Here is a 21,121-nt window from a genome sequence, read left to right as displayed (position 1 = left end):
GTCTCCTCTAATCCTTACTGAAAGGCATGCCCAAGAGTTCCAGGAGCTTCTTGCCTTCTTCAGGTGTGTTGGCAGTAGTTACAATACAAACTTCAAGACCTCGCGGTTTTTCAATCTTATTAAAATCAATTTCAGGGAAAACCGAATGGTCTTTAAAACCTAAAGTATAGTTGCCGTGTTCGTCAAAAGCGGTATTTGAAACACCCTGAAAATCACGCACACGGGGTAGAGTAATAAAAAATAACTTATTAAGGAAATCATACATTCTCTGGCCGCGCAGGGTAACTTTTAAACCAATGGGCATACCGGCTCTCAGCTTAAAGTTAGCCACAGAACGCTTGGCACGGGTGATTACCGGGTGCTGGCCGGCTATAGCTACAATGTCTGCTTCCGCAGTTTCCAGTGCCTTGGAGTTGGACACAGCCTCACCGACACCGGTATTTATAACCACTTTTACCAGCTTGGGTACCTGCATAATATTTTCGTACTTGAAAGTCTTCTGAAGTTCAGGTACGGCGTTAGTGTAACGTTCCTCTACCTTAAGCATTAGTCAATTACCTCATTGCAGGATTTGCAGTAGCGTACACTTTTACCGTCCGCCAGTTCCCGACTTCCAATACGAGCCGGTTTGTTGCATTTACTGCAAAGCAACATCAAATTTGAAACATGTAAAGGAGCTTCACGTTCAATAATCCCGGCCTGTTTGGCCTGACCCTTGGCACGTGAATGCCGCTTTATCATGTTCACGCCTTCCACCAACACCCTGTCGGTGCGGGGAAAGGCATAACGAACCTTACCGGTTTTACCCTTGTCCTTACCGGCAATTACCAGCACGTTATCGTTTTTCTTCAGTCTCATCTAAGTACCTCTACAATACCTCAGGCGCCAGCGACAAAATCTTGGTGAATTTTTTATCACGAAGCTCGCGGGCCACCGGGCCAAAAATACGGGTGCCTTTGGGCTCCATCTTGTCATTCAGAATAACTGCAGCGTTATCATCAAACTTTATATAAGAGCCATCCGGACGGGCATAAGGTTTGGTAATACGTACCACAACGGCCTTTACCACAGTACCGGATTTAGCCTGGGCATCAGGGCTGGATTTCTTTACCGCAGCTACTATAACATCACCAACTTTGGCCTGTATCTTGCGGCTACCGCCCAAAACGTTGATGCACATTATTTTCTTAGCGCCGGTATTATCTGCTACGTTTAACCTGGTATACTGCTGAACCATCTCTTCTCTCCAGAACTATGCTTCCTGAGCCGCAACAATGTGGCCCTTGGTGATTATTTTGCTGAGCCGCCAGTATTTCCCCTTGGAGATGGGGCGGCATTCAACTATTTCAATCATATCACCAATTTTAGCTTCGTTTTTTTCATCATGAACCAGATATTTCATAGTCCGGCGATAAGTCTTTTTGTAAAGGGGATGGCGCTTGGCAACATCAATACCCACTACAATGGTTTTTTCCATCTTATCGCTGATCACATGACCGATTCGGGTTTTATTTTTTTCCATATCAGTCCTACCTTATCTGCAGTTCGCGCTCACGCATTACGGTTAGAATGCGGGCAATATCATTTTTTACCCTGGGAAGCTCTCGGTGATTCACTAACTGCCTGGTAGAAAGCTTCAGTCTAAGCTCAAAAAGTTCCTTATGGGCATCTTCAAGCTTTTTCTTTATTTCAGTATCGGAAAGGCCGCGAATATCACTTATATTCATATTATTCAGCCTCCTCTACTTCAGTTTCTTCCGCAACTACGGGTATATCACGAGCCACAAACCGGGTCTTTACCGGCATCTTATAAGACGCAAGCCGCATAGCCTCTTTGGCAGCTTCGGGGGTTACCCCGCCGATTTCAAACATAATCCTGCCGCGTCTTACTACCGCTACCCATTCTTCCGGAGCACCTTTACCGCCACCCTGACGGGTTTCAGCCGGTTTCTTGGTAATGGGTTTGTCAGGGAAAATCCGTATCCATACCTGCCCGCCGCGGCGGATATAACGGGTGATTGCCCGGCGTGTAGCCTCTATCTGGCGGGCGGTAATCCAGCCGGCCTCAAGAGACTGCAAAGCGAATTCACCAAAAGCAACTGTGTTGCCTTTATGGGCAGCCCCGTCACGACGCCCGCGCTGTACCTTTCTAAACTTAACACGCTTGGGTTGGAGCATATTATTCCTCTTCCTTGGTTATGTTCTCAGCCTTTTTGGCTGCGCGCCTCGGTTTTTCTTCAGCGGGAGCCTCGGCTTCGGCCTTTTTTGCAACCCGTTTGGGTTTGGCCACAGTATCAGCAACCTTAGTTTCGGAAACAGCGGCAGCAGGAGCATCAGCCATAACAGCAGCCATTTCCGTTACTTCGGGTTCAGATTTTTCTTTTGCTTCGGGCAGGATATCACCACGGTATACCCATACCTTTATGCCTATATCTCCAAGAGCGGTGTGAGCCCTGGTGCAGCCGTAATCAATGTCAGCCCGAAGAGTATGTAACGGAACACGCCCTTCGTGCATTACCTCACGCCGGGCAATCTCCACGCCGCCCAAACGTCCTGAGGCACATACTTTAATACCCTTGGCACCAGCCTGCATACTGCGGAAGATAGCCTGCTTCATGGCGCGCCGGTAAGCAACACGGCGTTCAATCTGCTCTGCCACACTCCGGGCAACCAGGAAGGCGTCAAGCTCAGCCTGAGATATTTCAACAATATTCAGCTGTACCTTTTTGCCGATAAGCTCCTCAAGGAAATGGCGCATTTCATCAACACGCTGACCACCCCGTCCGATAACAATACCCGGCCGGGCTGTCCGGACAGAAACAGTCACCTTGTTGGACTGGCGCTCAATATCTACCTGAGAAATAGCGGCATCTACATACTTCTTGGCAATAGCCTTGCGAAGCTTAAGGTCTTCGGTGAGGCATTCGGCAAAACCCTTATCACTGGCATGCCATTTAGCACTCCAGTCTTTAATAATGCCAAGTCTAAACCCGATTGGATGAACTTTGCGTCCCATTAACCCTCCTAGTCAGCCACGACAACAGTTATATGGCTGGAGCGCTTTAGTATCGGCGAAACCCGGCCTCTGGCCTGAGGACGCATCCGCTTAAGCATTCGCGCTTCATCTGCATAAATCTGTGATATTTTTAAGTCAGCCGGATTCATCTGGAAATTATTTTCCGCATTAGCCGCGGCTGATTTTATAACCTTGGATACAACCTTGGCCGTAGGCGAGGTCATAAAGCGAAGCATGGTAATAGCTTCACTTACTTTCTTGCCGCGAACCATATCAACGCACAGCCTTACCTTAAGCGCTGAATATCCGGTGTCCTTTACTATTGCTTTTACTTCCATTTTATAACCTACCCTACCCGGTTAACTTCACTATTTTACCTGAGATACTTTTTCCGCCTTAGCATGACCGCGGAAATTTCTGGTGGTGGTAAATTCGCCCAGCTTATGACCGACCATGTTTTCAGTAATGTAGATAGGTACGTGGCGTCTGCCGTCATGTACACCTACATTCAAACCGACCATTAGCGGGGTAATGGTTGACCAGCGAGCCCAGGTCTTGATGATGGACTTCTGGTTGGTAGCACTAGCTACCTCTACTTTTTTCATAAGTTTAGGGCAAAGAGCCGGCCCTTTTTTAACAGAACGTGACATTATTCTTTACCCCCTCCGCTTCACGATAAGTTTATCAGAGTATTTAGCCTTGCGGGTACGATAACCCAGAGCCGGTTTACCCCAAGGAGTTTTCGGCCCGGTCATACCGATAGGACAGCGGCATTCACCACCGCCGTGAGGATGGTTGTTAGGTGACATGGCAGAACCTCTGACAGTCGGTCTCCAACCCATATGGCGGTTGCGTCCCGCTTTACCTATTTCAAGAGTACCATGCTCTATATTGCCAATCTGGCCTACGGTTGCGGAGCAATCACTCCGCACCTTGCGCATTTCACCGGAAGGCAAACGCACCAGAGCATAATCACCCTCTTTAGCCATCAGCTGAGCGGCAGCACCGGCACTGCGTACCATTATGCCACCACGGCCTTTGATAAGCTCAATATTATGGATAAATGTACCGGTGGGTATGGCACTGAGGGGCAAAGCGTTGCCGCTTTTGGGCTCAGCATTCTCACCCGCCATAATTACGTCCCCAACCTTCAAATCTGAAGGGGCTAAAATATAGCGTTTCTCACCGTCAGTATAGAAGACCAGAGCTATGCGGGCAGTCCTGTTAGGATCATACTCTATAGCCGCTACTCTGCCGGGTACATCCAGTTTATTACGTTTGAAATCTATAACGCGAATCTGTGTTTTGCTACCACCACCCCTATGGCGAACGGTTACGCGCCCCTGATTATTTCGGCCGGAATCATTCTTAACCGAAACCAGAAGAGCTCTCTCCGGCCGGCTCTTAGTGATTTCCTCAAAGGAGGCAACACTGTGATGCCGGCGACCCGGGGAAGTAGGGCGATATATCTTTATTGCCACTTTATATCAACCACCCTTTCCTTGACTAAACACCCTCAAATAGAGTTATTTTATCACCCTCTTTGAGAGTGATGATGGCTTTACGCAACCCGGCGGTTTGGACCAGATTGCGCCCCATCCGTTTTTGCTTACCCGGTATGTGAAGCATATTTACATCTTCAACCGTTACATTAAAGGCCTGTTCCACCGCCAGCTTTACCATACGCTTGTTGGCCCCTTTGGCTATTTCAAAAGCGTACTTGTTCTGCATAGCATGAACACTGTTCTTTTCAGATATTAACGGCCGGCGCAATACTTCGTATAAATTCATTGTTCCTTCTCCTTAGCCTGAGCGCTGACCCCAGAGTTCTTCAACCTGACGTACTGCTTCCTCAGTCATGACCAGCTGCTTGTTTTTGAGCATATCAGATATGTTCAAAAGGTTAGCCGGAGTGGTCTTGACTGCCGGTATATTGCGGGCAGACTTGATAAAATTGGTATCAGGATTATCCACCGCTATAAGAGTGGGAGAGATTACCTGAAGAGCCGCAAGTATCTTTGCCATATCTCTGGTTTTGGGTTCTTCAAAGCTAAGTTGGTCAATAACCTTCAGTTCGCCGCTTTCAAGCTTGAAGGACAGCACACACCTGATGGCCTGACGGCGCATCTTCTTGGGAAGATCCTTGCTGAAATCTCTGGGGCGGGGACCAAAGGCCACGCCGCCATGCCGCCTGACGGGTGAACGGTTGGTACCCATACGGGCATTACCGGTACCCTTCTGGCGATATATCTTGCGGCTTGAACCCTGCACTTCACCTCTGGTCTTGGTGGACTGAGTACCCTGTCGGGCATTCGCCTGCTGGGCTACAAAGGCCTGATGAACCAGAGCTTCGTTGAAGGGTACGCCAAAGACGTCTTCGCTGATGCTGATATTCTTAATGATTTCTCCGGATGCGTTATAAACAGGAATTTCCACGTTTATTTACCCGTTTTCTTAATTAATATTATTGTATTCTTGCCGCCGGGAATAGCGCCCTTTACCATAAGCAGATTTTTTTCTGCATCAGTTTTGAGCACAACCAGATTGCGGATAGTCACCGCATCATTCCCCATGTGGCCTGCCATGCGCTTGCCCTTATAAATACGGCCGGGAGTGGTGGTGGAGCTGATGGAACCCGGAGCCCGGTGACGGTCAGACTGACCGTGGGTCTTGGGACCACCGGCAAAATGCCAGCGTTTAACTACACCGGCAAAACCACGCCCTCTGGAGACGCCGCTGGCGTCTATCTTCTCGCCGTCCTTAAAGTCACTGACCGTAATCTGGTCACCGACATTAACCGCCGCAATATCATCCACATCTACTTCGCGCAGCACTTTGAATTCACCGAATCCTCTGCACTGCCCTTTGACAGCTGAAGTGATATGCTTGGCCTTGCCGTAACCCAGCTGAACAGCTTCATAGCCGTCCTGTTTTTCGGTCTTGACCTGGACCACTACACACGGACCAGCTTCTACCAGAGTGACCGGCTGAGCCTTGCCGTCCTCCTGGAATATCTGGGTCATACCGATTTTTTTACCGATAATACCTTGAATCATATTCGTTCCTAAAGTTTAATATCTATACTTACGCCAGCCGGGAGGTTCAGGTTGGTCAGGGCATCAATGGTCTTGGACGTAGTTTCCACTATATCTATCAGACGCTTGTGAGTCCTGATTTCAAACTGCTCCTGTGAATCCTTATCAATAAAGGATGAGCGTATGACACTGTAACGCTGGATACGGGTAGGCAAAGGAACCGGCCCAGATATAGTAGCCCCTGTCCGTTCCAGAGCCTCTACAATCTGCAATGCAGACTGGTCGAGAATCTTGTGGTCAAAGCCCTTTAGTTTTATCCTGATTTTTTGTTTAGTCATACAATATCACCCTAACCAGTATACTTATTTCTTGCCGGCGGCTTCAACGACCTGATTGGCCAATTCACCCGGCATTTCACGGTAAGATTCGAACTCCATGGAAAAGGTCGCCCGTCCCTTGGTTACTGACCGAAGGTCAGTAGTGTAACCGAAGCTCTCAGCTAAAGGCACTGTACCGATAATAACCGTAGTTTCGGGATTGGGCTCAACGGACATAATCTGGCCGCGGCGTGAGTTTAAGTCGCCGATAACATCACCCATATACTCTTCTGGAGTAACTGCCTCAAGTTTCATAATAGGCTCAAGCAGTATCGGCTTTGCTTTGGCAACAGCCGCTTTGATAGCCATAGACCCGGCCATTTTAAAAGCATTTTCATTAGAGTCTACATCGTGATAGCTGCCATCAACAGCGGTTACTTTTACGTCAACCATGGGGTAACCGGCGTATACACCTGTTTCAAGTGTTTCCCTGATACCGGCTTCAGCCGCCATCAGGAAGTTGCGGGGTACAGCGCCGCCCTTAACGTTATCAACAAATTCATAACCAGCACCGCGTTCGCGGGGTTCAACTTCAATGGTAACATCGCCATATTGACCGCGGCCGCCGGACTGGCGAACAAATTTGCCCTGCGCTTTAGCATGAGCAGTAATGGCCTCTCGGTAAGCTACCCGCGGTTTGCCCACGCCGGCATTAACCTTGAACTCAGACAGCAAACGGCTGACCAGTACGTCCAGGTGAAGTTCACCCATACCATATATAACTGTCTGACCTGTTTCGTCATCGAACTTAACTTTGAAAGTAGGATCTTCTTCAGCCAGTTTCTGCAGACCTTCAGTCATCTTATCCTGGTCGGAGCGAGTCTTGGGTTCGATGGCCAAATTAATAACCGGCTCAGGAAACTTGATGCTCTCAAGCAAAATAGGTGCATTCTGGTCACACAGAGTATCACCGGTAAAGGTATTGCGAAGACCCAAACTGGCCACGATTTCACCTGCATCAGCATATTCAATTTCCTCACGGTCATTGGCATGCATGCGGATAAGACGGCCTATGCGTTCGCGTTCGCCGCGGGTACTGTTATACACGCCGGAACCGGCAGAAACATTCCCGGAATAAATCCGGAAATACACCAAACGTCCCACAAAGGGGTCAGAAACAATCTTAAAAGCAAGCGCGGAAAAGGGCTCCGTGTCACTGGTATGGCGTTCCATCGGCTCACCGGTTTTAGGAGCAGTCCCTTTTATGGCAGGGATATCCAAAGGTGAGGGCAGATAGTCACAGACTGCATCTAACAGTCTTTTTACGCCCTTGTTGCGAAGCGAAGTACCGCAGAATATAGGAATGGCTTTGTTGGCCAAGCATACACGGCGGATAGCGGCTTTGAGCTTTTCTACCGGCAGTTCTTCACCGGCCAAATAGGCTTCCATAACTTCGTCATCTTCTTCGGCCAGACGTTCTATCATTGTATTGCGGAATTTTACTGCCCGTTCTTTGTCAGCATCGGGCAAATCAAATGTCTCAGCGGGTTCTTCAGGGCTGTTATCCATGCCATAGCACTGAAAGTCAAGCAAATCACAATTGCCGCGAAAAGTTTCAGCACAACCAATAGGTATCTGAAGAGGCAAGCATTTAGCCTTGAGGCGCTGGGTAATCATACCCAAAGTACGTTCGTAGTTGGCACCGGTGCGATCCATTTTATTAATAAAACAGATGCGGGGTACACCGTAGCGGCTGGCCTGACGCCAGACAGTTTCAGACTGGGCTTCAACACCGGCTACGCCGTCAAACACCACTACACCGCCGTCAAGCACCCGCAGACTGCGCTCTACTTCTACCGTAAAGTCAACATGTCCGGGAGTATCAATAACATTAAGGTGATGCCCGTTCCAATAAGCGGAAGTGGCGGCAGAAGTAATGGTAATACCCCTGGCCTTTTCCTGCTCCATCCAGTCCATTACAGTAGTACCATCATCAATATTGCCGATTTTATGGGTACGCTTGGTAAGATAAAGGATACGCTCAGTAGTAGTCGTCTTTCCGGCGTCTATGTGAGCAATGATACCTATATTCCGAACCCTCTCCAGAGGGTATTTCCTGTCGCTCATATTATCTAAAATCTGGCTAACCCGTCAGGGCTATCCAATTCCCCCTATTTTCTCTCTACCACCTGTAATGGGCGAAAGCACGGTTGGCTTCGGCCATCTTGTGGGTCTCTTCCCTTTTCTTAACAGCAGCACCCTGCTCGCGTGAGGCTTCCAACATCTCAGCCGCCAGCCGCTCAGCCATGGACTTGCCGGTCCGCTTGCGGGCAGCCTTGATAATCCAGCGCATAGCCATAGTCTGGGCGCGGTCAGGGCGAACCTCAATAGGCACCTGATAAGTAGCACCGCCTACACGACGGGGTTTAACCTCAATAAAAGGAGTGGCATTTTTGAGACCCTGCTCAAACACAGCCAAACCTTCTTTATTTTCCTGTTTACCCATTATGTCAATTGCATCATAAACAATCCTCTGGGCGGTAGCCTTCTGGCCGTGCATCATAAGCTTGTTTATAAAATTAGAAAGCATCAGGCTGTTATACCTGGAATCCGGGGCAACTGCTCTTTTAAATTTTCGTGCTCTTCTAGGCATATCTTATCTCCGGTTATTTCTTCTTGGCAGGAGCGGCTTTGCCCTTTTTGGCGCCGTATCTGCTGCGGCCCTGCTGCCGATTTGCCACACCGGCGGTATCAAGAGTACCGCGGATGATGTGATAGCGAACACCCGGTAAGTCAGGGACGCGGCCGCCACGTATCAGAACCACAGAGTGCTCCTGAAGATTATGGCCTTCACCGGGGATATATGCAGTAACTTCCATATGGTTGCTCAGCCTTACTCTGGCAATCTTGCGCAAAGCCGAATTCGGCTTTTTGGGGGTAGTAGTCTTTACCTGGGTGCAGACGCCCCTCTTCTGGGGGGAACCGTCACCGAAGGCTACCTTGTTGCGCAGAGAATTGAAACTGTAATGCAGCGCAGGTGCTTTGTACTTCTTGGCCGCACTTGAGCGCCCTTTTCTTACTAGCTGATTAACCGTTGGCATAATGTACCTTCCTGTTAACAATTGCTGTTTTAATAAATTTCCCGTTTTCAATCAATAAGGATGAGCCAGGCCCATCCTTAAAACCCATAAGGCGACCATAACGGATATGGTCAAACCTGAAATCTAACCACAAACAGAAAGTTAGTCTAGCACAGCAATATATGGATGTCAACTCCACCCATCACTGAAAACCCGCTGGTTTAAAGCTGGGGGATATCCCCCGTCTGCCTCAGGGCACTTATCCGCTGCCCGACCGATAACAACCACCAGGGAAAAAGACCCCATATAATAGCACTAAATAGTTTTCTTGACAAACCCTTTTCAGCTATGCTATTGTCATTCAGCTATGTTAAACGTTAAATCCTTTAAGAACTATTATTACTTTACCAAGGCAAGTTTGCTTGGGAGATAACGTTTTACTAAAAAATCAATAATCACCAGTTAGTAAGTTAGAAATCCTCCCAGGCAACGGGAGGATTTTTGATTTATACGGGTATAAAAAGCAAAGGAGAAAGCAAACAATGATTATCATGAAAAAAGATGCCACCCCGGAAGAACTAGAAAACGTAATTGCCGAGGTTCGCCGCTGCGGTCTCAAGACCGACATCTCAAAGGGAGAGTTCCGGACTATTATCGGCCTGATAGGAGATGAAAAATCAATCCCGTTTGCTTACTTTTCCAGCTTGCCCGGCGTCAAGGAAGCCCGTATGGTAGAAACCCCGTACAAGCTTATCAGCCGCGAATACTCAAACTTGTGGCAGGCTGAGGGGTTGACCCGTGAAATAAAAGTAAAAAATATAACTATCGGCGGGGACGAGCCTGTCTTCATTGCCGGACCTTGCGCGGTAGAAAGTAAAGAAGCCCTGATGAAGATAGCCGAAGGGGCAAAGATGGCTGGTGCCCAGATACTAAGAGGCGGCGTTTACAAACCCCGCTCATCTGTCCATTCTTTCCAGGGGCTGGGCTCTGCCGGCAAGGATGAAGCCACCGAAGCCCTGTCATGGCTGAAAGAAGCCGGTGAACGCTTTGAGATGGCGGTAATGACCGAGATACGGGGTGAATCCCAGGCGGATTTGGTTGCCGAATATGTAGATATACTCCAGGTGGGTTCACGCAATATGTATGACCAGGACCTGCTGGCAACAGTGGCCAGAAAAGGCAAACCGGTTATGTACAAACGCCACTTCGGGGCCAGCATGGAGGAATTCCTTTCCTTTGCAGAATATATAGCCGCAGAGGGCAATAAGGATATAATATTATGCGAAAGAGGCATAGTGCCGGTGGGAAAAGGTAAAAGCTTCACCCGTTACAATCTGGATTTGGCAGCCGTGCCGGTAGCCTTAAAGGAAACCTATTTGCCCATTATGGTTGACCCCAGCCATGCCACCGGGCGGCGTGACCTGATATACAGCATGAGCTGTGCTGCCATGGCTGCCGGGGCTAACGGGCTGATGGTTGAAGTGCATACCAACCCGGCAGAGGCTTTGGTAGATGCTTCACAGATGATTACTCCGCCGGAACTGAAAGAGCTTATAACTACTTGCCGCCAGATAAACAAACTGGTGAAAAAACACTAATATATATAAGGAAAGAACCTTGAAAAGTATAGGGCTTAATCTAAGCGGGCGTGAATACAAAATACTCATAGGAAGTGACTTGCTGTCTGAAACAGCCAGCCTTCTGAAGGATGACTTACCCTGTGACAGAGTAATAGTCATAACCAATATAGATATAAACAGGCTTTACGGCAAAAAGCTGAAAAAACACCTTGAGGCAAATGGCATTGAAAGCCTGTTTCTGGAACTGCCTGAGGGCGAAATACATAAATCACTGGATATGGCCGCCCGCATCTATCCCCAGCTGATAAACCACTTTGCCGAAAGAAATACTCCCATACTGGCTTTAGGCGGCGGGGTAATAGGCGATTTGAGCGGATTTGTGGCCGCTACCTACCAGCGGGGCGTCCCTCTTATCCATCTGCCTACCAGCCTGCTGTCACAGGTAGATTCCAGCATCGGCGGCAAGGTAGCGGTAAACCATAGCGGTATCAAAAATATTGTGGGCAGTTTTTATCAGCCGAAGCTGGTTATTTCAGATATAAGCTGTCTTAAAACCCTGCCTGAAAAAGAATTTGCCTGCGGCATGGCGGAAATAATAAAGAGTGCCGCTATTGGCAGCAGCGAACTGTTCAAGCAGCTTGAGACAAATACCCAGGCTATCAAAGACCGCTCTCCGGAGATAATGGAAGATATAATAAGCCAAACTGCGGCTATCAAAGCCGGCATTGTCTGTCAGGATGAAACTGACCGCGGCATCAGAAACATACTTAACTTCGGGCATACCCTGGGGCATGCTTTGGAAAGCACTTCTTCTTTCAGCCAAAGCCACGGAGCAGCGGTAGCTATAGGCATGTGCTTTGCCTCAAGACTCTCGGTAAAACTGGGTTTATGTGAAAATGAGACTGTTTTACGGCTGGAAAAACTGCTAACTGATTTCGGTCTGCCCACCAAACCCCAAGATATAGACCCCGAAAAAATTATAGATGCCATGCACCATGATAAAAAGGTATCCGACGGACGTATACGTTTCATACTTTTAAAAAGGCCGGGAGAACCTTTGATAGCTGAAAATATTTTAAGGGAAGATGTCATTTCCATACTGGAGGAGATGAAATGAAAACCCCATCCGTCTGTTGCGTAATCACCCGGCTGCCGGAGGCCGAAAGCCTGAAAAAAAGCGAAGGTACGGCCTTTTATGAACTAAGGCTGGACCTTCTGGGTGAAAGCTGGCAGGAAACAGCAGCAATGCTTAATAAACCATTTATAGCCACCTGCCGCAGGGCTGCCGAAGGGGGCAGTTTTAGCGGCAGCGAAGAAGAGCGGATAAGCAGACTTGAAAAAGCCGCCGCAGCGGGTGCATTTATGCTGGATATTGAATATTCCAGCCCCAACCTTGGGGAAATACTTAAGCGGCTCAGGCCGCAGGCGAAGTGTTTGTTATCCCATCATAATTTTACTGACACTCCTTCCGCCGCTGAACTCAAAACTCTTGTAAAGGACATGCTCACCTATCCGGCGGATATATATAAGGTAATTACCACTGCCGCCTCAATAAATGATAATATTAAGCTGCTTAATTTGATAAAGGAGATGCCGGATAAGGAAATTGTCGCTTTTGCCATGGGGGAACCGGGCATTCTGAGCCGTATACTCTGTCCGCTGGCCGGAAGCCCTTTTACCTACGCCAGCCTGAATGACGGCAATAAGTCTGCATCAGGTCAGATGACCCTGGCTCAAATGATAGAAATCTACCGGTCTGTAAATTATGAAAACCATACCTGATGCATTATTCGGGATTATTGGTTACCCGGTAAGTCACTCCATATCGCCGGCTATGCAAAATGCAGCCTTCAAATACTGCAAACTGAATTACTTGTATTTGACTGTCGCTGCCAAACCGGAAGACCTGCAAAACGTAATTGCCAGCATGCGGCCTTTAAATATACGCGGTCTGAATGTAACCATACCCCACAAAATAGAGGTTATCAAATATATAGATGTACTTGACCCCGCTGCCAAAAAGATTGGAGCGGTAAACACCATTGTAAATGAAAACGGTGTGCTCAAAGGTTACAATACTGACTTTGGCGGTTTTGTGCGTTTACTTGAACACAACCGTATTGCCCCGGCCAAACACCGCTTTGCCTTGCTGGGTGCGGGAGGCAGTGCCCATGCCATTGCACTGGCTATTTGCACACTGGGCGGACGCCTGACTGTACTTGCCCGCCAGGAGGAAAAAGCCAAGGACTTGGCTAGTAAAATGTGCCTGCGTTTTAATGGCAAGGCTCAGGGATTGGAACTGAATGATACCAATCTGGAAGAAGTTCTAGCCGAAACTGATATTATCGTAAACTGCACACCTGTGGGTATGGGAAATCTGGCCGGACAAAGCCTTGTCCCCGCCCGTTTCCTGCGTCCTGACCTGACAGTTATAGACGCTATTTACAACCCGTGTAAAACCTGCCTGTTGAAAGAGGCTGAAAATAAAGGCGCCAAGATAATAAACGGGCTGGAAATGCTGGTCTGGCAGGGTGCTATGTCATTTGAAATCTGGACAAGCCAAAAAGCCCCTTTCCGGGTGATGATGAAAGAAGCAGAGCTGGCTTTAGATGAAAACGAAAAATAACATCGCCCTGATAGGCTTTATGGGTGCGGGTAAAACCAGTGTCTCAAAGCTGCTTTCTGAAAAGCTGGGTAAAACACTGGTCAGCACAGATACTTGCATAGAAACCTGCGAAGGTTTAAGCATAAGCAGCATATTCAAAGAAAAAGGTGAAGAATACTTTCGCCAGATGGAAAGCCGAGTATTGGAAGACGTCTGCCGGCAACCAAACCAGATTATTGACTGCGGCGGCGGTATAGTTACCCGACCCCAAAACCTGAGTGTTATGCGATTAAACTGTCTGGTAATCTACCTGGAAAGCCATCCCGAAGATCTGGAGGCCCGCTTGAAAAACCATACTAACCGCCCTTTATACAATGCCGAGCGTTCGGATAAAATGATAAAACTACTTGAAAGCCGGCAGCCTCTATACAAAGATGCGGCCGATATTATAGTCTCCACCCACAACAAGTTATGCCATGAAGTCTGTGAAGAAATAGAAAACAGATTGAGGAAATATGAAAATACATCTGGCTAAAAGCTTACCCGGCGGGGAAATCGCCGTCCCTTCCTCAAAAAGCTATACCATACGCGGTTTGGTTGCAGCTGCCCAGGCAAACGGCCAAAGCCATATAATAAGCCCGCTGATTGCAGATGATACGCTGGCTACCAGACAGGTGCTTTCAGGGCTGGGTATAGATATAAACACCAAGACTGAAGATGGAAGCTGGCAGATTACTGGCAATACCTTCAAAAAACCTGAAGGCAACCTCTTCTGCCGCGAATCTGCCGCTACCCTGCGTTTTATGTCAGCCGTGTGTGCCAGACTGCCATTTGAATGCCACCTGCTGGCTGGGCATTCCCTTATGAGACGCCCCATGCTGCCCCTTATTCAAGCCCTGCACCAGCTTGGCATAGAAATAGAAACCCGCGGCAATACTACCGTAATCAAGGGCGGTGAGATAACCCGTTCAAAGGTTAGCCTGCCGGGAAATATAAGCTCTCAATATGTTTCAGCACTTATGCTTATGGCGCCTGCCTGCAAAAACGGGCTGGAAATTCATCTGGCTACACCGCCGGCTTCATTGCCGTATTTAAAAATGACTAAACAAACACTGGAAAGCTTTGGTATCAAGGTCTTTTCTTCTATAAACTGGCAGGAAATAAGTATCCCGCCCCAGCCATACCTGCCCGCCAGATACCGGGTAGAAGGAGATTGGTCTTCAGCCTCAAGCTTTCTGGCACTGGGGGCTATTGCAGCCCCGGTATTTGTATCCAACCTGGATACGGACAGCTTTCAGGCTGACCGCATAATGATAAAATACCTCACCGAGATGGGGGCAGAAGCAGAAAGCGGCCAAAACTGGATAAAGGTAAGCCCCAAACCCCTTTCAGCTATAAACGCAGACCTTACCCACTCCATTGACTTGCTGCCTGCACTGGCAGTAGCGGCCGCCTGTGCCAAAGGACAAAGTATTTTAAGCGGAGTCCGTCAAGCGCGTATCAAAGAGTCCAACCGTATCCGGGCGGTAAGCCAGGGGCTTGTTGCTATGGGCATAAATGTTACCGAAGAAGATGACCGCCTGATTATTGACGGCGGATATCCCAAAGGCACAGAGATTGACAGCTTCGGAGACCACCGTATTGCCATGGCTTTCGGTGTACTGGGTGCGGTTGTGGGAGAAACCCATATTTCAGATGCTGAGTGCGTATCCAAAACCTACCCCGGTTTCTGGGAGCAACTGGAAAGCCTCGGCGGAAAGGTAATAAAAGATGTCTAACAGTCTGGGAAAACTGTTTCAGATTACCAGTTTCGGCGAAAGCCATGGAGACTGCGTAGGAGTAGTAATTGATGGCGTTCCGGCCGGTCTGGCCATAAATGTCGATGAAATCCAGGTGGAAGTAGACAAACGCAAATCCAGGGCAAAAGCGCATGCCACGCCGCGCCGTGAAGATGACCGGATAGAAATATTTTCCGGCATATTCAACAATTTCACCACCGGCGCACCCATTTGTCTGGTCATCTGGAATAGAAATATAGACTCGAGCGAATATGAACGCACCCGCAGTAAAATCAGACCGGGACATGCGGATTTTACCGGCTTTGTGAAATACGGCGGTTTCAATGATTTTCGCGGCGGAGGACGTTTCTCCGGGCGGATTACCGCCGGACATGTTATGGCAGGCGCTATTGCCCGTAAACTTATTTCAACTATCGGCATTGAGGTGATTGGATATACCGCCGAACTGGGAGGAATAGTAGCCAAATTGCCTAAAACCAAAGACCTCCGCCAGAACATCTCCGAAAGTGATGTAAACTGCCCTGATCTTGCGGCCAGTAAACAAATGCTGGCACTTATCCAGCAAGCCGCTGAGGAGGGTGACAGTCTGGGCGGGGTGGTAGAGTGCTTAGGGTTTAATCTGCCGGTTGGTCTGGGAGAGCCGGTGTTTGATACTCTGGAAGGTGAACTGGCCAAAGCTATGTTTGCCATTCCGGCCGTAAAAGGGGTTGAATTCGGGGCGGGCTTTGAAGCTTCACGCCTGCGCGGTTCAAAAAACAACGACCCTTTTAGTATTCAGGCTAACCACATACGCACAACCAGCAACAACTGCGGCGGTGTACTGGGCGGAATCTCAGACGGCATGCCGCTTCAGTTCAGAGTGGCCGTAAAACCCACTCCATCAATATCTTTATCCCAACCTACCGTAAATATTGATACCATGACCAACACCAGTCTGGAAATACGCGGCCGTCATGATACCTGCATCGTACCCAGAGCAGTTTCCGTAGTGGAAGCTATGACCTGTATAGTCCTGGCTGATCTGGCACTGAGAGCCGGAATGATACCGAGGGTAATAAAACAATGAACCTTTCAGACCTGCGCAAACAGATAGATGAGCTGGATACCGAGTTGGTAAAGCTGATGGCAAAGCGGCTTGAAGTATCCGACCAGATAGGCAAAGTCAAAGAAGAAACCAATTCTCCTGTTCAGGACCTTTCACGCGAATCAGAGGTTTTAAACAGAGTTCAGTCACTAGCCCAATCTCTGGGCCTTGATCCGCAGGATATCGAATCCCTGTACCAGGAAATCCTGTTTATATCCAAGAAACAGCAGCGGTTCACCGTAGCCTTTCAGGGAGCAGCCGGTGCTTACAGCGAAGAAACCGCCCTGAAAATATTCGGTCCAAACACTCTCACCCTACCCTGCGATCAGCTGGATGCCACATTTGAGGCGGTGGAAAAGGGAATGGCCCGCTTTGCGGTAGTGCCGGTGGAAAACTCACTTGAGGGCTCTATTTCCCGCACCTATGATCTGCTGCTTGATTCCAACCTTATGGTTGCCGCCGAACATGAGCTTAGGGTTTCCCACTGCCTGATAGCCAACCCCGAAACCACTCTGGAAGGGGTAAAAACCATTTATTCCCACCCCCAGGCACTGGGGCAATGCCAGTCATTTTTAAAACACCTGCGGGCAGAACTGATACCGGCCTACGATACCGCCGGCAGCGTCAAAATGATTAAAGAAAAACACCTTTTAGACGGGGCGGCCATCGCCTCCGAAAGAGCGGCCGTAATTTATAATATGAAAGTGCTGGAACGGGAAATAGAGGATAATATAAAAAACTACACCCGTTTCTTCGTCTTGGCCAAGCAGGATTCCGCACCTAGCGACAATGATAAAACTTCAGTGGTTTTCGCCGTTAAACATCAGGCCGGGGCGCTGTATGACTTTATAAAGGAACTGGCCTCTAGAAAAATAAATATGACCAAGCTGGAATCCCGTCCTACCCGCCTTAAACCCTGGGAGTATAACTTTTACCTGGATATAGAAGGCCACCGCCAGGACGAAAACATTAAACAGGCGCTGGCAAAAGCCGAAGACCATGTTATATTTATGAAAGTGCTTGGGTCTTACCCCAAAATGAAAAAACGAATATGAAAATAGGCATACTGGGCGGCAGCGGCAAGATGGGACAGTGGTTCGGCCGCTTCCTTACGGAAAACGGACATCAGGTTTGGCTTTGGGGGCGAAACCCCTCCAAACTTACACCCGTAGCCAGCCGCTTAGGCTCTCAGGTGATTACCCAGCCTGACCAACTGACCGAAATGGACTGCCTTGTGATATCCGTACCTATTGACGCATTTGAAGACACCCTGAAGGAAATTGTCCCGTTTACCAAACGGGAGCAGCTGGTTTTTGACTTGTGTTCGGTAAAAGAACGCCCGGTGGAGATGATGCACCAATATTTGCCGCATTGCCGGATACTGGGTACTCACCCCGTATTCGGGCCGGGGGCAAAATCACTTAAGGGTTATAACTTTATCCTTACACCTACCACCGAAGCAGAAACTGCACTTGCCGAAAAGGTTAAAACCTGGCTGGAAAAACATGAAAGCACTGTCAGCCTGACCAGCCCGGAAGAGCATGACCGGCTGATGTCAGTAGTGCTGGGGCTGGCTCACTTTATAGCTATAGTGTCAGCTGATACCCTGCTGGGGCAAAATCTGCCCGGTATAGCCGGTGCCGGCGGTACCACCTTCCGCCTGCTGGATACCCTTACCAAGAGCGTTTTAACCGAAGACCCTAATCTGTATGCCTCACTGCAGGTGAATATGCCAAAGCTGCCCAAACTGGAAGCCGACTTCATAAAGAGAGCAACCCAGTGGGCTGAACTGGTAAAAAACGGGGACAAGGCCGGGTTTGCCCACCGTATGCAAACCCTTAAGGATAACCTTGCCCGTACAGAACCCAGTTTTGAAAAAGCCTATCAGGATATGTATCATCTAAAACAGCCTTGATAAATTCAATTCCTGCAGAATATAATTTGAACTTTCAGTATTTTGTGGTATTCTATATACTTAGTATTTGATTTTGAACCTGCGGGAGCATTATGAGAATTGGCCCTATAGAAATACTCTTGATAGGCGGCTTGATAGCTGTTGTCTGGGCGGTCAGCAAATTCGGCAAGCTGGGCAAAAAGTCAGATACCACTGAAGATGCCAAACCCAAACCTGTCCGGGTTGCCCCCAAAGCACCTCCCCGCAGCCATGTATCATACCGCTTGCAGTACTTGGGTATTATTGTTATGTTCGGCGGTCTCCTTCTAGGCGGTGTCAGCTTCCTGCTGGTGAAACAGCTGGCATCCGGGATTGTCTGGGGTGCAGCCATTGCCTGTATAGGTCTTTTGCTGTTGTTTTTCTCCAGGCGCCGGTAAATTTTCCTCCGTTTGACACCCGCATTTCGGGTTGTTACACTCATTTTGTCTTTATTTAAGGATTTTCTGTTATGTACAAAAAGATTGGTATTATATATCACCCTTTAAATCCGGCTGCCTGTGACCTGGCTGTCAAGCTGGCCGCCAAGCTGGACTCACTGGGAATTGAAAACTGGTCTGACTCTGCCTGGCAGGCAGACAAGCTGGCTACCAAAATACAAAATACCCAGCTTATTCTGACTACCGGCGGTGACGGCACTATTTTACGTACCGCCCATGCCGTTTTGCCCCTTGAAATACCCATTTTAAGTATAAACCTGGGCAAAGTGGGCTTTATGACCGAGCTTTCACCTGAAGATGCCATCTCGGGGCTGGAAAAGGTACTGGCCGGTAACGGATGGATAGATGAACGCAGTCTGCTGGAAGCCGAATATTTACCCCATAACTCCACCCCCAGCCGTCAATTCTTCATTATGAATGATGCTGTGGTTGCCCGCGGGCAGATTGCCCGGGTTATCTGCGTTTCAGTAGATATAAACTCACAGCCCTTTACTACCTACAAAGCTGACGGGGCTATTGTTTCCACCGCCACCGGCAGCACCGGCTATTCGTATGCCGCCGGAGGGCCTGTCCTCCAGCCAAACTCAGCTGATATTATACTCACGCCTATTCTCCCTCATTTGGGACGGGGTTACAGTCTGGTGCTGCCTTCTGACCGCACCATAGATTTAAAGGTAAACACATGGCACGAAGCCACCCTGAGCATAGACGGCTTTATCAATATGCCGGTATCAAGCGGAGACACTTTGCGTCTCAGGCGAAGTGCAAAAAAGGTGAAATTCATAAGGCTGAGGCCGGATAATTATTTTTATAAAGAGCTTGATACCAAACTGAAAGGCAATAATGAAAGTGTATATGATAGATAAAGCCACCATTAAAGATGCCACCACTATTCACAAGCTGGTAAACAATTTTGCCGACCATGGCCAGATGCTGGCCCGCTCTCTGGCTGAAATATATGAAAACCTTCGGGATTTTTATGTAATCCGGGGTGATAGCGGTGAGGTAATTGCCTGTGCTGCCCTGCATATTAGCTGGGCAGATCTGGCAGAGGTAAAATCTCTGGCTGTTTCCGAAGAACGCCACCGTCAGGGTCTGGGTGAAATGGTGGTCAAAGCCTGTCTGGAAGATGCCAAAGCCCTCCAGATACCCACCGTTTTCTGTCTGACCTATAAACCGGCTTTCTTTGCAAAATGCGGTTTCCACGAGGTGGAGAAAAATGCTTTACCCCACAAAATATGGGGGGAATGCTACCGGTGCCCCAAATTCCCCAACTGTGATGAAACTGCTATGATGCTATCCCTAACCGAAGCAAATCCCACCTAAACTCAGGAGACCTGTAACATGGTAGAAAAGATACTTTCAAGCCAGTATATATACTGCGGCAACCTGATTAAAGTCCGCAAAGCGGCGGTGGAATTGCCTTCGGGCAAAGTTGCCCCGCGTGAGCTGGTGGAACATAACCCCTGCGTGGTAGTAATAGCAGAAGATGCGGACGGTAAACTGCTGATGGTAAAACAGTATCGTCTGGCCGCTTCCCAAGATATGCTGGAACTAGTGGCCGGCAGTATGGATAGCGGTGAAACACCTGAGGAAAGCACCCGCCGTGAACTGAGGGAGGAAGCCGGTTTCAAACCCAATTCCGTCAGGCGGCTGGGGGGGTTCTATTCATCACCGGGCTTTCTGACCGAGTATCTGCACGTTCTGGTGGCAAGAGACCTTGAGTATGCACCCCTGATTGCCGAAGATACCGAAGATATAGAAGTCTTCCGCTATACCCCGGCAGAAGTAAAATCCATGATTGCAAACGGGCAGATAACAGACTCAAAGACACTGGCAGGACTGATGCTGTATTTCAGCCAAAGCCCTGTCTAACCCAGCTGCCCGCCAAGCTGGCGGCCGCCTAAAAGGTGCAAATGAAGGTGATTAACTACCTGCCCGCCTTCACGCCCGCTGTTAATCACCAGCCGGTAACCGCTTTCGGCGATATCCATCTCACGGGCAAGCTTGCCGGCCAGTAAAATCATTTTACCCGCCAGTTCGGTATCAGCTTCGTCCAGCTCGGTCAGATTGGCAATATGCCTGCGGGGGATAATAAGTATGTGCACCGGTGACTGGGGATTTATGTCTTTGAAAGCCACCAAATCTTCATCTTTGTATACTATCTGGGCAGGTATCTCCCCTTTGACAATCTGGCAAAATATACAACTCATA

General features: G+C 48.7%; 31 protein-coding genes. 13 read left to right on the top strand and 18 right to left on the bottom strand.

What is annotated here, in order from left to right; translation table 11 throughout:
- Window positions 1-7: 7 nt before the first annotated feature.
- From rplE to rpsL, 17 genes are read right to left on the bottom strand one after another with little or no spacing between them, the layout of a single operon-like run.
- Window positions 8-547, bottom strand: coding sequence for a 50S ribosomal protein L5 (rplE, locus tag UCH007_RS02100; RefSeq protein ID WP_023652019.1), 540 nt, complete (start codon window positions 545-547; stop codon window positions 8-10).
- Window positions 547-858 carry a 50S ribosomal protein L24 gene (rplX, locus tag UCH007_RS02095; protein ID WP_023652018.1) on the bottom strand — a complete coding sequence of 104 codons (312 nt, stop codon included), beginning with the start codon at window positions 856-858 and terminating at the stop codon, window positions 547-549. The genes rplE and rplX overlap by 1 nt, the downstream gene beginning before the upstream one ends.
- 10 nt (window positions 859-868) lie before the next feature.
- Window positions 869-1,237 (bottom strand): 50S ribosomal protein L14, encoded by a 369-nt coding sequence (gene rplN / locus UCH007_RS02090; RefSeq protein ID WP_012881751.1) that lies wholly within the window; start codon window positions 1,235-1,237, stop codon window positions 869-871.
- Window positions 1,238-1,252: 15 nt separating this feature from the next.
- A complete protein-coding gene (gene rpsQ, locus UCH007_RS02085; RefSeq protein ID WP_012881750.1) occupies window positions 1,253-1,522 on the bottom strand; it encodes a 30S ribosomal protein S17 in 270 nt (89 codons plus the stop codon).
- A 7-nt stretch (window positions 1,523-1,529) separates the two neighbouring features.
- Window positions 1,530-1,727, bottom strand: coding sequence for a 50S ribosomal protein L29 (gene rpmC, locus UCH007_RS02080; protein ID WP_012881749.1), 198 nt, complete (start codon window positions 1,725-1,727; stop codon window positions 1,530-1,532).
- 1 nt (window position 1,728) lies between these two features.
- Window positions 1,729-2,178 carry a 50S ribosomal protein L16 gene (gene rplP / locus UCH007_RS02075; protein ID WP_023652017.1) on the bottom strand — a complete coding sequence of 150 codons (450 nt, stop codon included), beginning with the start codon at window positions 2,176-2,178 and terminating at the stop codon, window positions 1,729-1,731.
- Window position 2,179: 1 nt separating this feature from the next.
- Window positions 2,180-3,016, bottom strand: coding sequence for a 30S ribosomal protein S3 (rpsC, locus tag UCH007_RS02070; RefSeq protein ID WP_046960931.1), 837 nt, complete (start codon window positions 3,014-3,016; stop codon window positions 2,180-2,182).
- A gap of 8 nt (window positions 3,017-3,024) precedes the next feature.
- Window positions 3,025-3,354 (bottom strand): 50S ribosomal protein L22, encoded by a 330-nt coding sequence (gene rplV, locus UCH007_RS02065; protein WP_010936256.1) that lies wholly within the window; start codon window positions 3,352-3,354, stop codon window positions 3,025-3,027.
- Between the two features lie 30 nt (window positions 3,355-3,384).
- The gene (rpsS, locus tag UCH007_RS02060; RefSeq protein WP_011309000.1) at window positions 3,385-3,666 is read right to left on the bottom strand and encodes a 30S ribosomal protein S19; all 282 of its coding nucleotides are present in this window, start codon (window positions 3,664-3,666) and stop codon (window positions 3,385-3,387) included.
- 6 nt (window positions 3,667-3,672) lie between these two features.
- Window positions 3,673-4,497 (bottom strand): 50S ribosomal protein L2, encoded by an 825-nt coding sequence (gene rplB / locus UCH007_RS02055; RefSeq protein ID WP_012881746.1) that lies wholly within the window; start codon window positions 4,495-4,497, stop codon window positions 3,673-3,675.
- A 25-nt stretch (window positions 4,498-4,522) separates the two neighbouring features.
- Complete coding sequence (rplW, locus tag UCH007_RS02050; RefSeq protein WP_012881745.1) at window positions 4,523-4,807, bottom strand: 50S ribosomal protein L23; 285 nt, start codon at window positions 4,805-4,807, stop codon at window positions 4,523-4,525.
- 12 nt (window positions 4,808-4,819) lie between these two features.
- Window positions 4,820-5,452, bottom strand: a complete 633-nt coding sequence (rplD, locus tag UCH007_RS02045) for a 50S ribosomal protein L4 (protein ID WP_023652013.1) — start codon at window positions 5,450-5,452, stop codon at window positions 4,820-4,822.
- Window positions 5,453-5,454: 2 nt separating this feature from the next.
- The gene (gene rplC / locus UCH007_RS02040; protein WP_010936251.1) at window positions 5,455-6,072 is read right to left on the bottom strand and encodes a 50S ribosomal protein L3; all 618 of its coding nucleotides are present in this window, start codon (window positions 6,070-6,072) and stop codon (window positions 5,455-5,457) included.
- Between the two features lie 8 nt (window positions 6,073-6,080).
- Window positions 6,081-6,389 carry a 30S ribosomal protein S10 gene (gene rpsJ, locus UCH007_RS02035; protein WP_010936250.1) on the bottom strand — a complete coding sequence of 103 codons (309 nt, stop codon included), beginning with the start codon at window positions 6,387-6,389 and terminating at the stop codon, window positions 6,081-6,083.
- Between the two features lie 24 nt (window positions 6,390-6,413).
- A complete protein-coding gene (gene fusA, locus UCH007_RS02030) occupies window positions 6,414-8,495 on the bottom strand; it encodes an elongation factor G (RefSeq protein ID WP_046960930.1) in 2,082 nt (693 codons plus the stop codon).
- Between the two features lie 55 nt (window positions 8,496-8,550).
- Entirely contained in the window at window positions 8,551-9,021 is a 471-nt protein-coding gene (gene rpsG / locus UCH007_RS02025) for a 30S ribosomal protein S7 (RefSeq protein ID WP_012881741.1), read from the bottom strand.
- A 13-nt stretch (window positions 9,022-9,034) separates the two neighbouring features.
- A complete protein-coding gene (gene rpsL, locus UCH007_RS02020; RefSeq protein ID WP_010936247.1) occupies window positions 9,035-9,469 on the bottom strand; it encodes a 30S ribosomal protein S12 in 435 nt (144 codons plus the stop codon).
- 521 nt (window positions 9,470-9,990) lie between these two features.
- On the opposite strand from rpsL, the gene aroF reads away from it, so the two are divergent.
- The 13 genes from aroF (at window position 9,991) to UCH007_RS01955 (ending at window position 20,782) form a co-directional block, all read left to right on the top strand.
- Entirely contained in the window at window positions 9,991-11,046 is a 1,056-nt protein-coding gene (gene aroF / locus UCH007_RS02015) for a 3-deoxy-7-phosphoheptulonate synthase (protein WP_046960929.1), read from the top strand.
- 19 nt (window positions 11,047-11,065) lie between these two features.
- Window positions 11,066-12,145 (top strand): 3-dehydroquinate synthase, encoded by a 1,080-nt coding sequence (gene aroB / locus UCH007_RS02010; protein WP_046960928.1) that lies wholly within the window; start codon window positions 11,066-11,068, stop codon window positions 12,143-12,145.
- Window positions 12,142-12,810 (top strand): type I 3-dehydroquinate dehydratase, encoded by a 669-nt coding sequence (aroD, locus tag UCH007_RS02005; protein WP_046960927.1) that lies wholly within the window; start codon window positions 12,142-12,144, stop codon window positions 12,808-12,810. Before aroB ends, aroD begins: the two co-directional genes overlap by 4 nt.
- Complete coding sequence (locus UCH007_RS02000; protein WP_046960926.1) at window positions 12,794-13,654, top strand: shikimate dehydrogenase; 861 nt, start codon at window positions 12,794-12,796, stop codon at window positions 13,652-13,654. The genes aroD and UCH007_RS02000 overlap by 17 nt, the downstream gene beginning before the upstream one ends.
- Window positions 13,638-14,168 (top strand): shikimate kinase, encoded by a 531-nt coding sequence (locus UCH007_RS01995; RefSeq protein ID WP_046960925.1) that lies wholly within the window; start codon window positions 13,638-13,640, stop codon window positions 14,166-14,168. Before UCH007_RS02000 ends, UCH007_RS01995 begins: the two co-directional genes overlap by 17 nt.
- Complete coding sequence (gene aroA, locus UCH007_RS01990; RefSeq protein WP_046960924.1) at window positions 14,149-15,411, top strand: 3-phosphoshikimate 1-carboxyvinyltransferase; 1,263 nt, start codon at window positions 14,149-14,151, stop codon at window positions 15,409-15,411. Before UCH007_RS01995 ends, aroA begins: the two co-directional genes overlap by 20 nt.
- On the top strand, window positions 15,404-16,498 hold the full coding sequence (gene aroC, locus UCH007_RS01985; RefSeq protein ID WP_023652004.1) for a chorismate synthase: 1,095 nt from the start codon (window positions 15,404-15,406) through the stop codon (window positions 16,496-16,498). The genes aroA and aroC overlap by 8 nt, the downstream gene beginning before the upstream one ends.
- On the top strand, window positions 16,495-17,571 hold the full coding sequence (gene pheA / locus UCH007_RS01980) for a prephenate dehydratase (protein ID WP_046960923.1): 1,077 nt from the start codon (window positions 16,495-16,497) through the stop codon (window positions 17,569-17,571). The genes aroC and pheA overlap by 4 nt, the downstream gene beginning before the upstream one ends.
- On the top strand, window positions 17,568-18,431 hold the full coding sequence (locus tag UCH007_RS01975) for a prephenate dehydrogenase (protein ID WP_046960922.1): 864 nt from the start codon (window positions 17,568-17,570) through the stop codon (window positions 18,429-18,431). The genes pheA and UCH007_RS01975 overlap by 4 nt, the downstream gene beginning before the upstream one ends.
- A gap of 92 nt (window positions 18,432-18,523) precedes the next feature.
- On the top strand, window positions 18,524-18,847 hold the full coding sequence (locus UCH007_RS01970) for a hypothetical protein (protein WP_023652001.1): 324 nt from the start codon (window positions 18,524-18,526) through the stop codon (window positions 18,845-18,847).
- 71 nt (window positions 18,848-18,918) lie between these two features.
- Entirely contained in the window at window positions 18,919-19,773 is an 855-nt protein-coding gene (locus tag UCH007_RS01965) for an NAD(+)/NADH kinase (RefSeq protein WP_023652000.1), read from the top strand.
- Window positions 19,757-20,233: an N-acetyltransferase gene (locus UCH007_RS01960; protein ID WP_080514097.1), complete on the top strand. Its 477-nt coding sequence runs from the start codon at window positions 19,757-19,759 to the stop codon at window positions 20,231-20,233. The genes UCH007_RS01965 and UCH007_RS01960 overlap by 17 nt, the downstream gene beginning before the upstream one ends.
- 18 nt (window positions 20,234-20,251) lie before the next feature.
- The gene (locus tag UCH007_RS01955) at window positions 20,252-20,782 is read left to right on the top strand and encodes an NUDIX hydrolase (RefSeq protein WP_012881727.1); all 531 of its coding nucleotides are present in this window, start codon (window positions 20,252-20,254) and stop codon (window positions 20,780-20,782) included.
- Here UCH007_RS01955 and UCH007_RS01950 read toward each other — a convergent pair.
- Window positions 20,779-21,120 (bottom strand): histidine triad nucleotide-binding protein, encoded by a 342-nt coding sequence (locus UCH007_RS01950; protein ID WP_041341399.1) that lies wholly within the window; start codon window positions 21,118-21,120, stop codon window positions 20,779-20,781. The genes UCH007_RS01955 and UCH007_RS01950 overlap by 4 nt on opposite strands.
- Between the last annotated feature and the right edge of the window lies 1 nt (window position 21,121).

It is taken from the genome of Dehalococcoides sp. UCH007, assembly GCF_001010485.1.
Lineage (GTDB): Bacteria > Chloroflexota > Dehalococcoidia > Dehalococcoidales > Dehalococcoidaceae > Dehalococcoides > Dehalococcoides mccartyi_A.
Note: the sequence above shows the minus strand (reverse complement) of the source record. Positions and strands in the feature narration are given on the sequence as shown.

Excerpts from the sequence above, each read along its gene's own strand:
- rpsQ (WP_012881750.1), bottom strand. The coding sequence starts at position 1,522 with ATGGAAAAAAATAAAACCCGAATCGGTCATGTGATCAGCGATAAGATG.
- rpsS (WP_011309000.1), bottom strand. The coding sequence starts at position 3,666 with ATGTCACGTTCTGTTAAAAAAGGGCCGGCTCTTTGCCCTAAACTTATG.
- UCH007_RS02000 (WP_046960926.1), top strand. The coding sequence starts at position 12,794 with ATGAAAACCATACCTGATGCATTATTCGGGATTATTGGTTACCCGGTA.
- UCH007_RS01995 (WP_046960925.1), top strand. The coding sequence starts at position 13,638 with ATGAAAACGAAAAATAACATCGCCCTGATAGGCTTTATGGGTGCGGGT.
- aroC (WP_023652004.1), top strand. The coding sequence starts at position 15,404 with ATGTCTAACAGTCTGGGAAAACTGTTTCAGATTACCAGTTTCGGCGAA.
- fusA (WP_046960930.1), bottom strand. The coding sequence starts at position 8,495 with ATGAGCGACAGGAAATACCCTCTGGAGAGGGTTCGGAATATAGGTATC.
- rpsC (WP_046960931.1), bottom strand. The coding sequence starts at position 3,016 with ATGGGACGCAAAGTTCATCCAATCGGGTTTAGACTTGGCATTATTAAA.
- aroF (WP_046960929.1), top strand. The coding sequence starts at position 9,991 with ATGATTATCATGAAAAAAGATGCCACCCCGGAAGAACTAGAAAACGTA.
- rplN (WP_012881751.1), bottom strand. The coding sequence starts at position 1,237 with ATGGTTCAGCAGTATACCAGGTTAAACGTAGCAGATAATACCGGCGCT.
- rplP (WP_023652017.1), bottom strand. The coding sequence starts at position 2,178 with ATGCTCCAACCCAAGCGTGTTAAGTTTAGAAAGGTACAGCGCGGGCGT.
- UCH007_RS01950 (WP_041341399.1), bottom strand. The coding sequence starts at position 21,120 with ATGAGTTGTATATTTTGCCAGATTGTCAAAGGGGAGATACCTGCCCAG.
- rplE (WP_023652019.1), bottom strand. The coding sequence starts at position 547 with ATGCTTAAGGTAGAGGAACGTTACACTAACGCCGTACCTGAACTTCAG.
- UCH007_RS01975 (WP_046960922.1), top strand. The coding sequence starts at position 17,568 with ATGAAAATAGGCATACTGGGCGGCAGCGGCAAGATGGGACAGTGGTTC.
- rpmC (WP_012881749.1), bottom strand. The coding sequence starts at position 1,727 with ATGAATATAAGTGATATTCGCGGCCTTTCCGATACTGAAATAAAGAAA.
- rpsJ (WP_010936250.1), bottom strand. The coding sequence starts at position 6,389 with ATGACTAAACAAAAAATCAGGATAAAACTAAAGGGCTTTGACCACAAG.
- rpsG (WP_012881741.1), bottom strand. The coding sequence starts at position 9,021 with ATGCCTAGAAGAGCACGAAAATTTAAAAGAGCAGTTGCCCCGGATTCC.
- UCH007_RS01970 (WP_023652001.1), top strand. The coding sequence starts at position 18,524 with ATGAGAATTGGCCCTATAGAAATACTCTTGATAGGCGGCTTGATAGCT.
- rplW (WP_012881745.1), bottom strand. The coding sequence starts at position 4,807 with ATGAATTTATACGAAGTATTGCGCCGGCCGTTAATATCTGAAAAGAAC.
- pheA (WP_046960923.1), top strand. The coding sequence starts at position 16,495 with ATGAACCTTTCAGACCTGCGCAAACAGATAGATGAGCTGGATACCGAG.
- aroA (WP_046960924.1), top strand. The coding sequence starts at position 14,149 with ATGAAAATACATCTGGCTAAAAGCTTACCCGGCGGGGAAATCGCCGTC.
- rplX (WP_023652018.1), bottom strand. The coding sequence starts at position 858 with ATGAGACTGAAGAAAAACGATAACGTGCTGGTAATTGCCGGTAAGGAC.
- UCH007_RS01955 (WP_012881727.1), top strand. The coding sequence starts at position 20,252 with ATGGTAGAAAAGATACTTTCAAGCCAGTATATATACTGCGGCAACCTG.
- rpsL (WP_010936247.1), bottom strand. The coding sequence starts at position 9,469 with ATGCCAACGGTTAATCAGCTAGTAAGAAAAGGGCGCTCAAGTGCGGCC.
- UCH007_RS01965 (WP_023652000.1), top strand. The coding sequence starts at position 18,919 with ATGTACAAAAAGATTGGTATTATATATCACCCTTTAAATCCGGCTGCC.
- rplC (WP_010936251.1), bottom strand. The coding sequence starts at position 6,072 with ATGATTCAAGGTATTATCGGTAAAAAAATCGGTATGACCCAGATATTC.
- rplV (WP_010936256.1), bottom strand. The coding sequence starts at position 3,354 with ATGGAAGTAAAAGCAATAGTAAAGGACACCGGATATTCAGCGCTTAAG.
- aroD (WP_046960927.1), top strand. The coding sequence starts at position 12,142 with ATGAAAACCCCATCCGTCTGTTGCGTAATCACCCGGCTGCCGGAGGCC.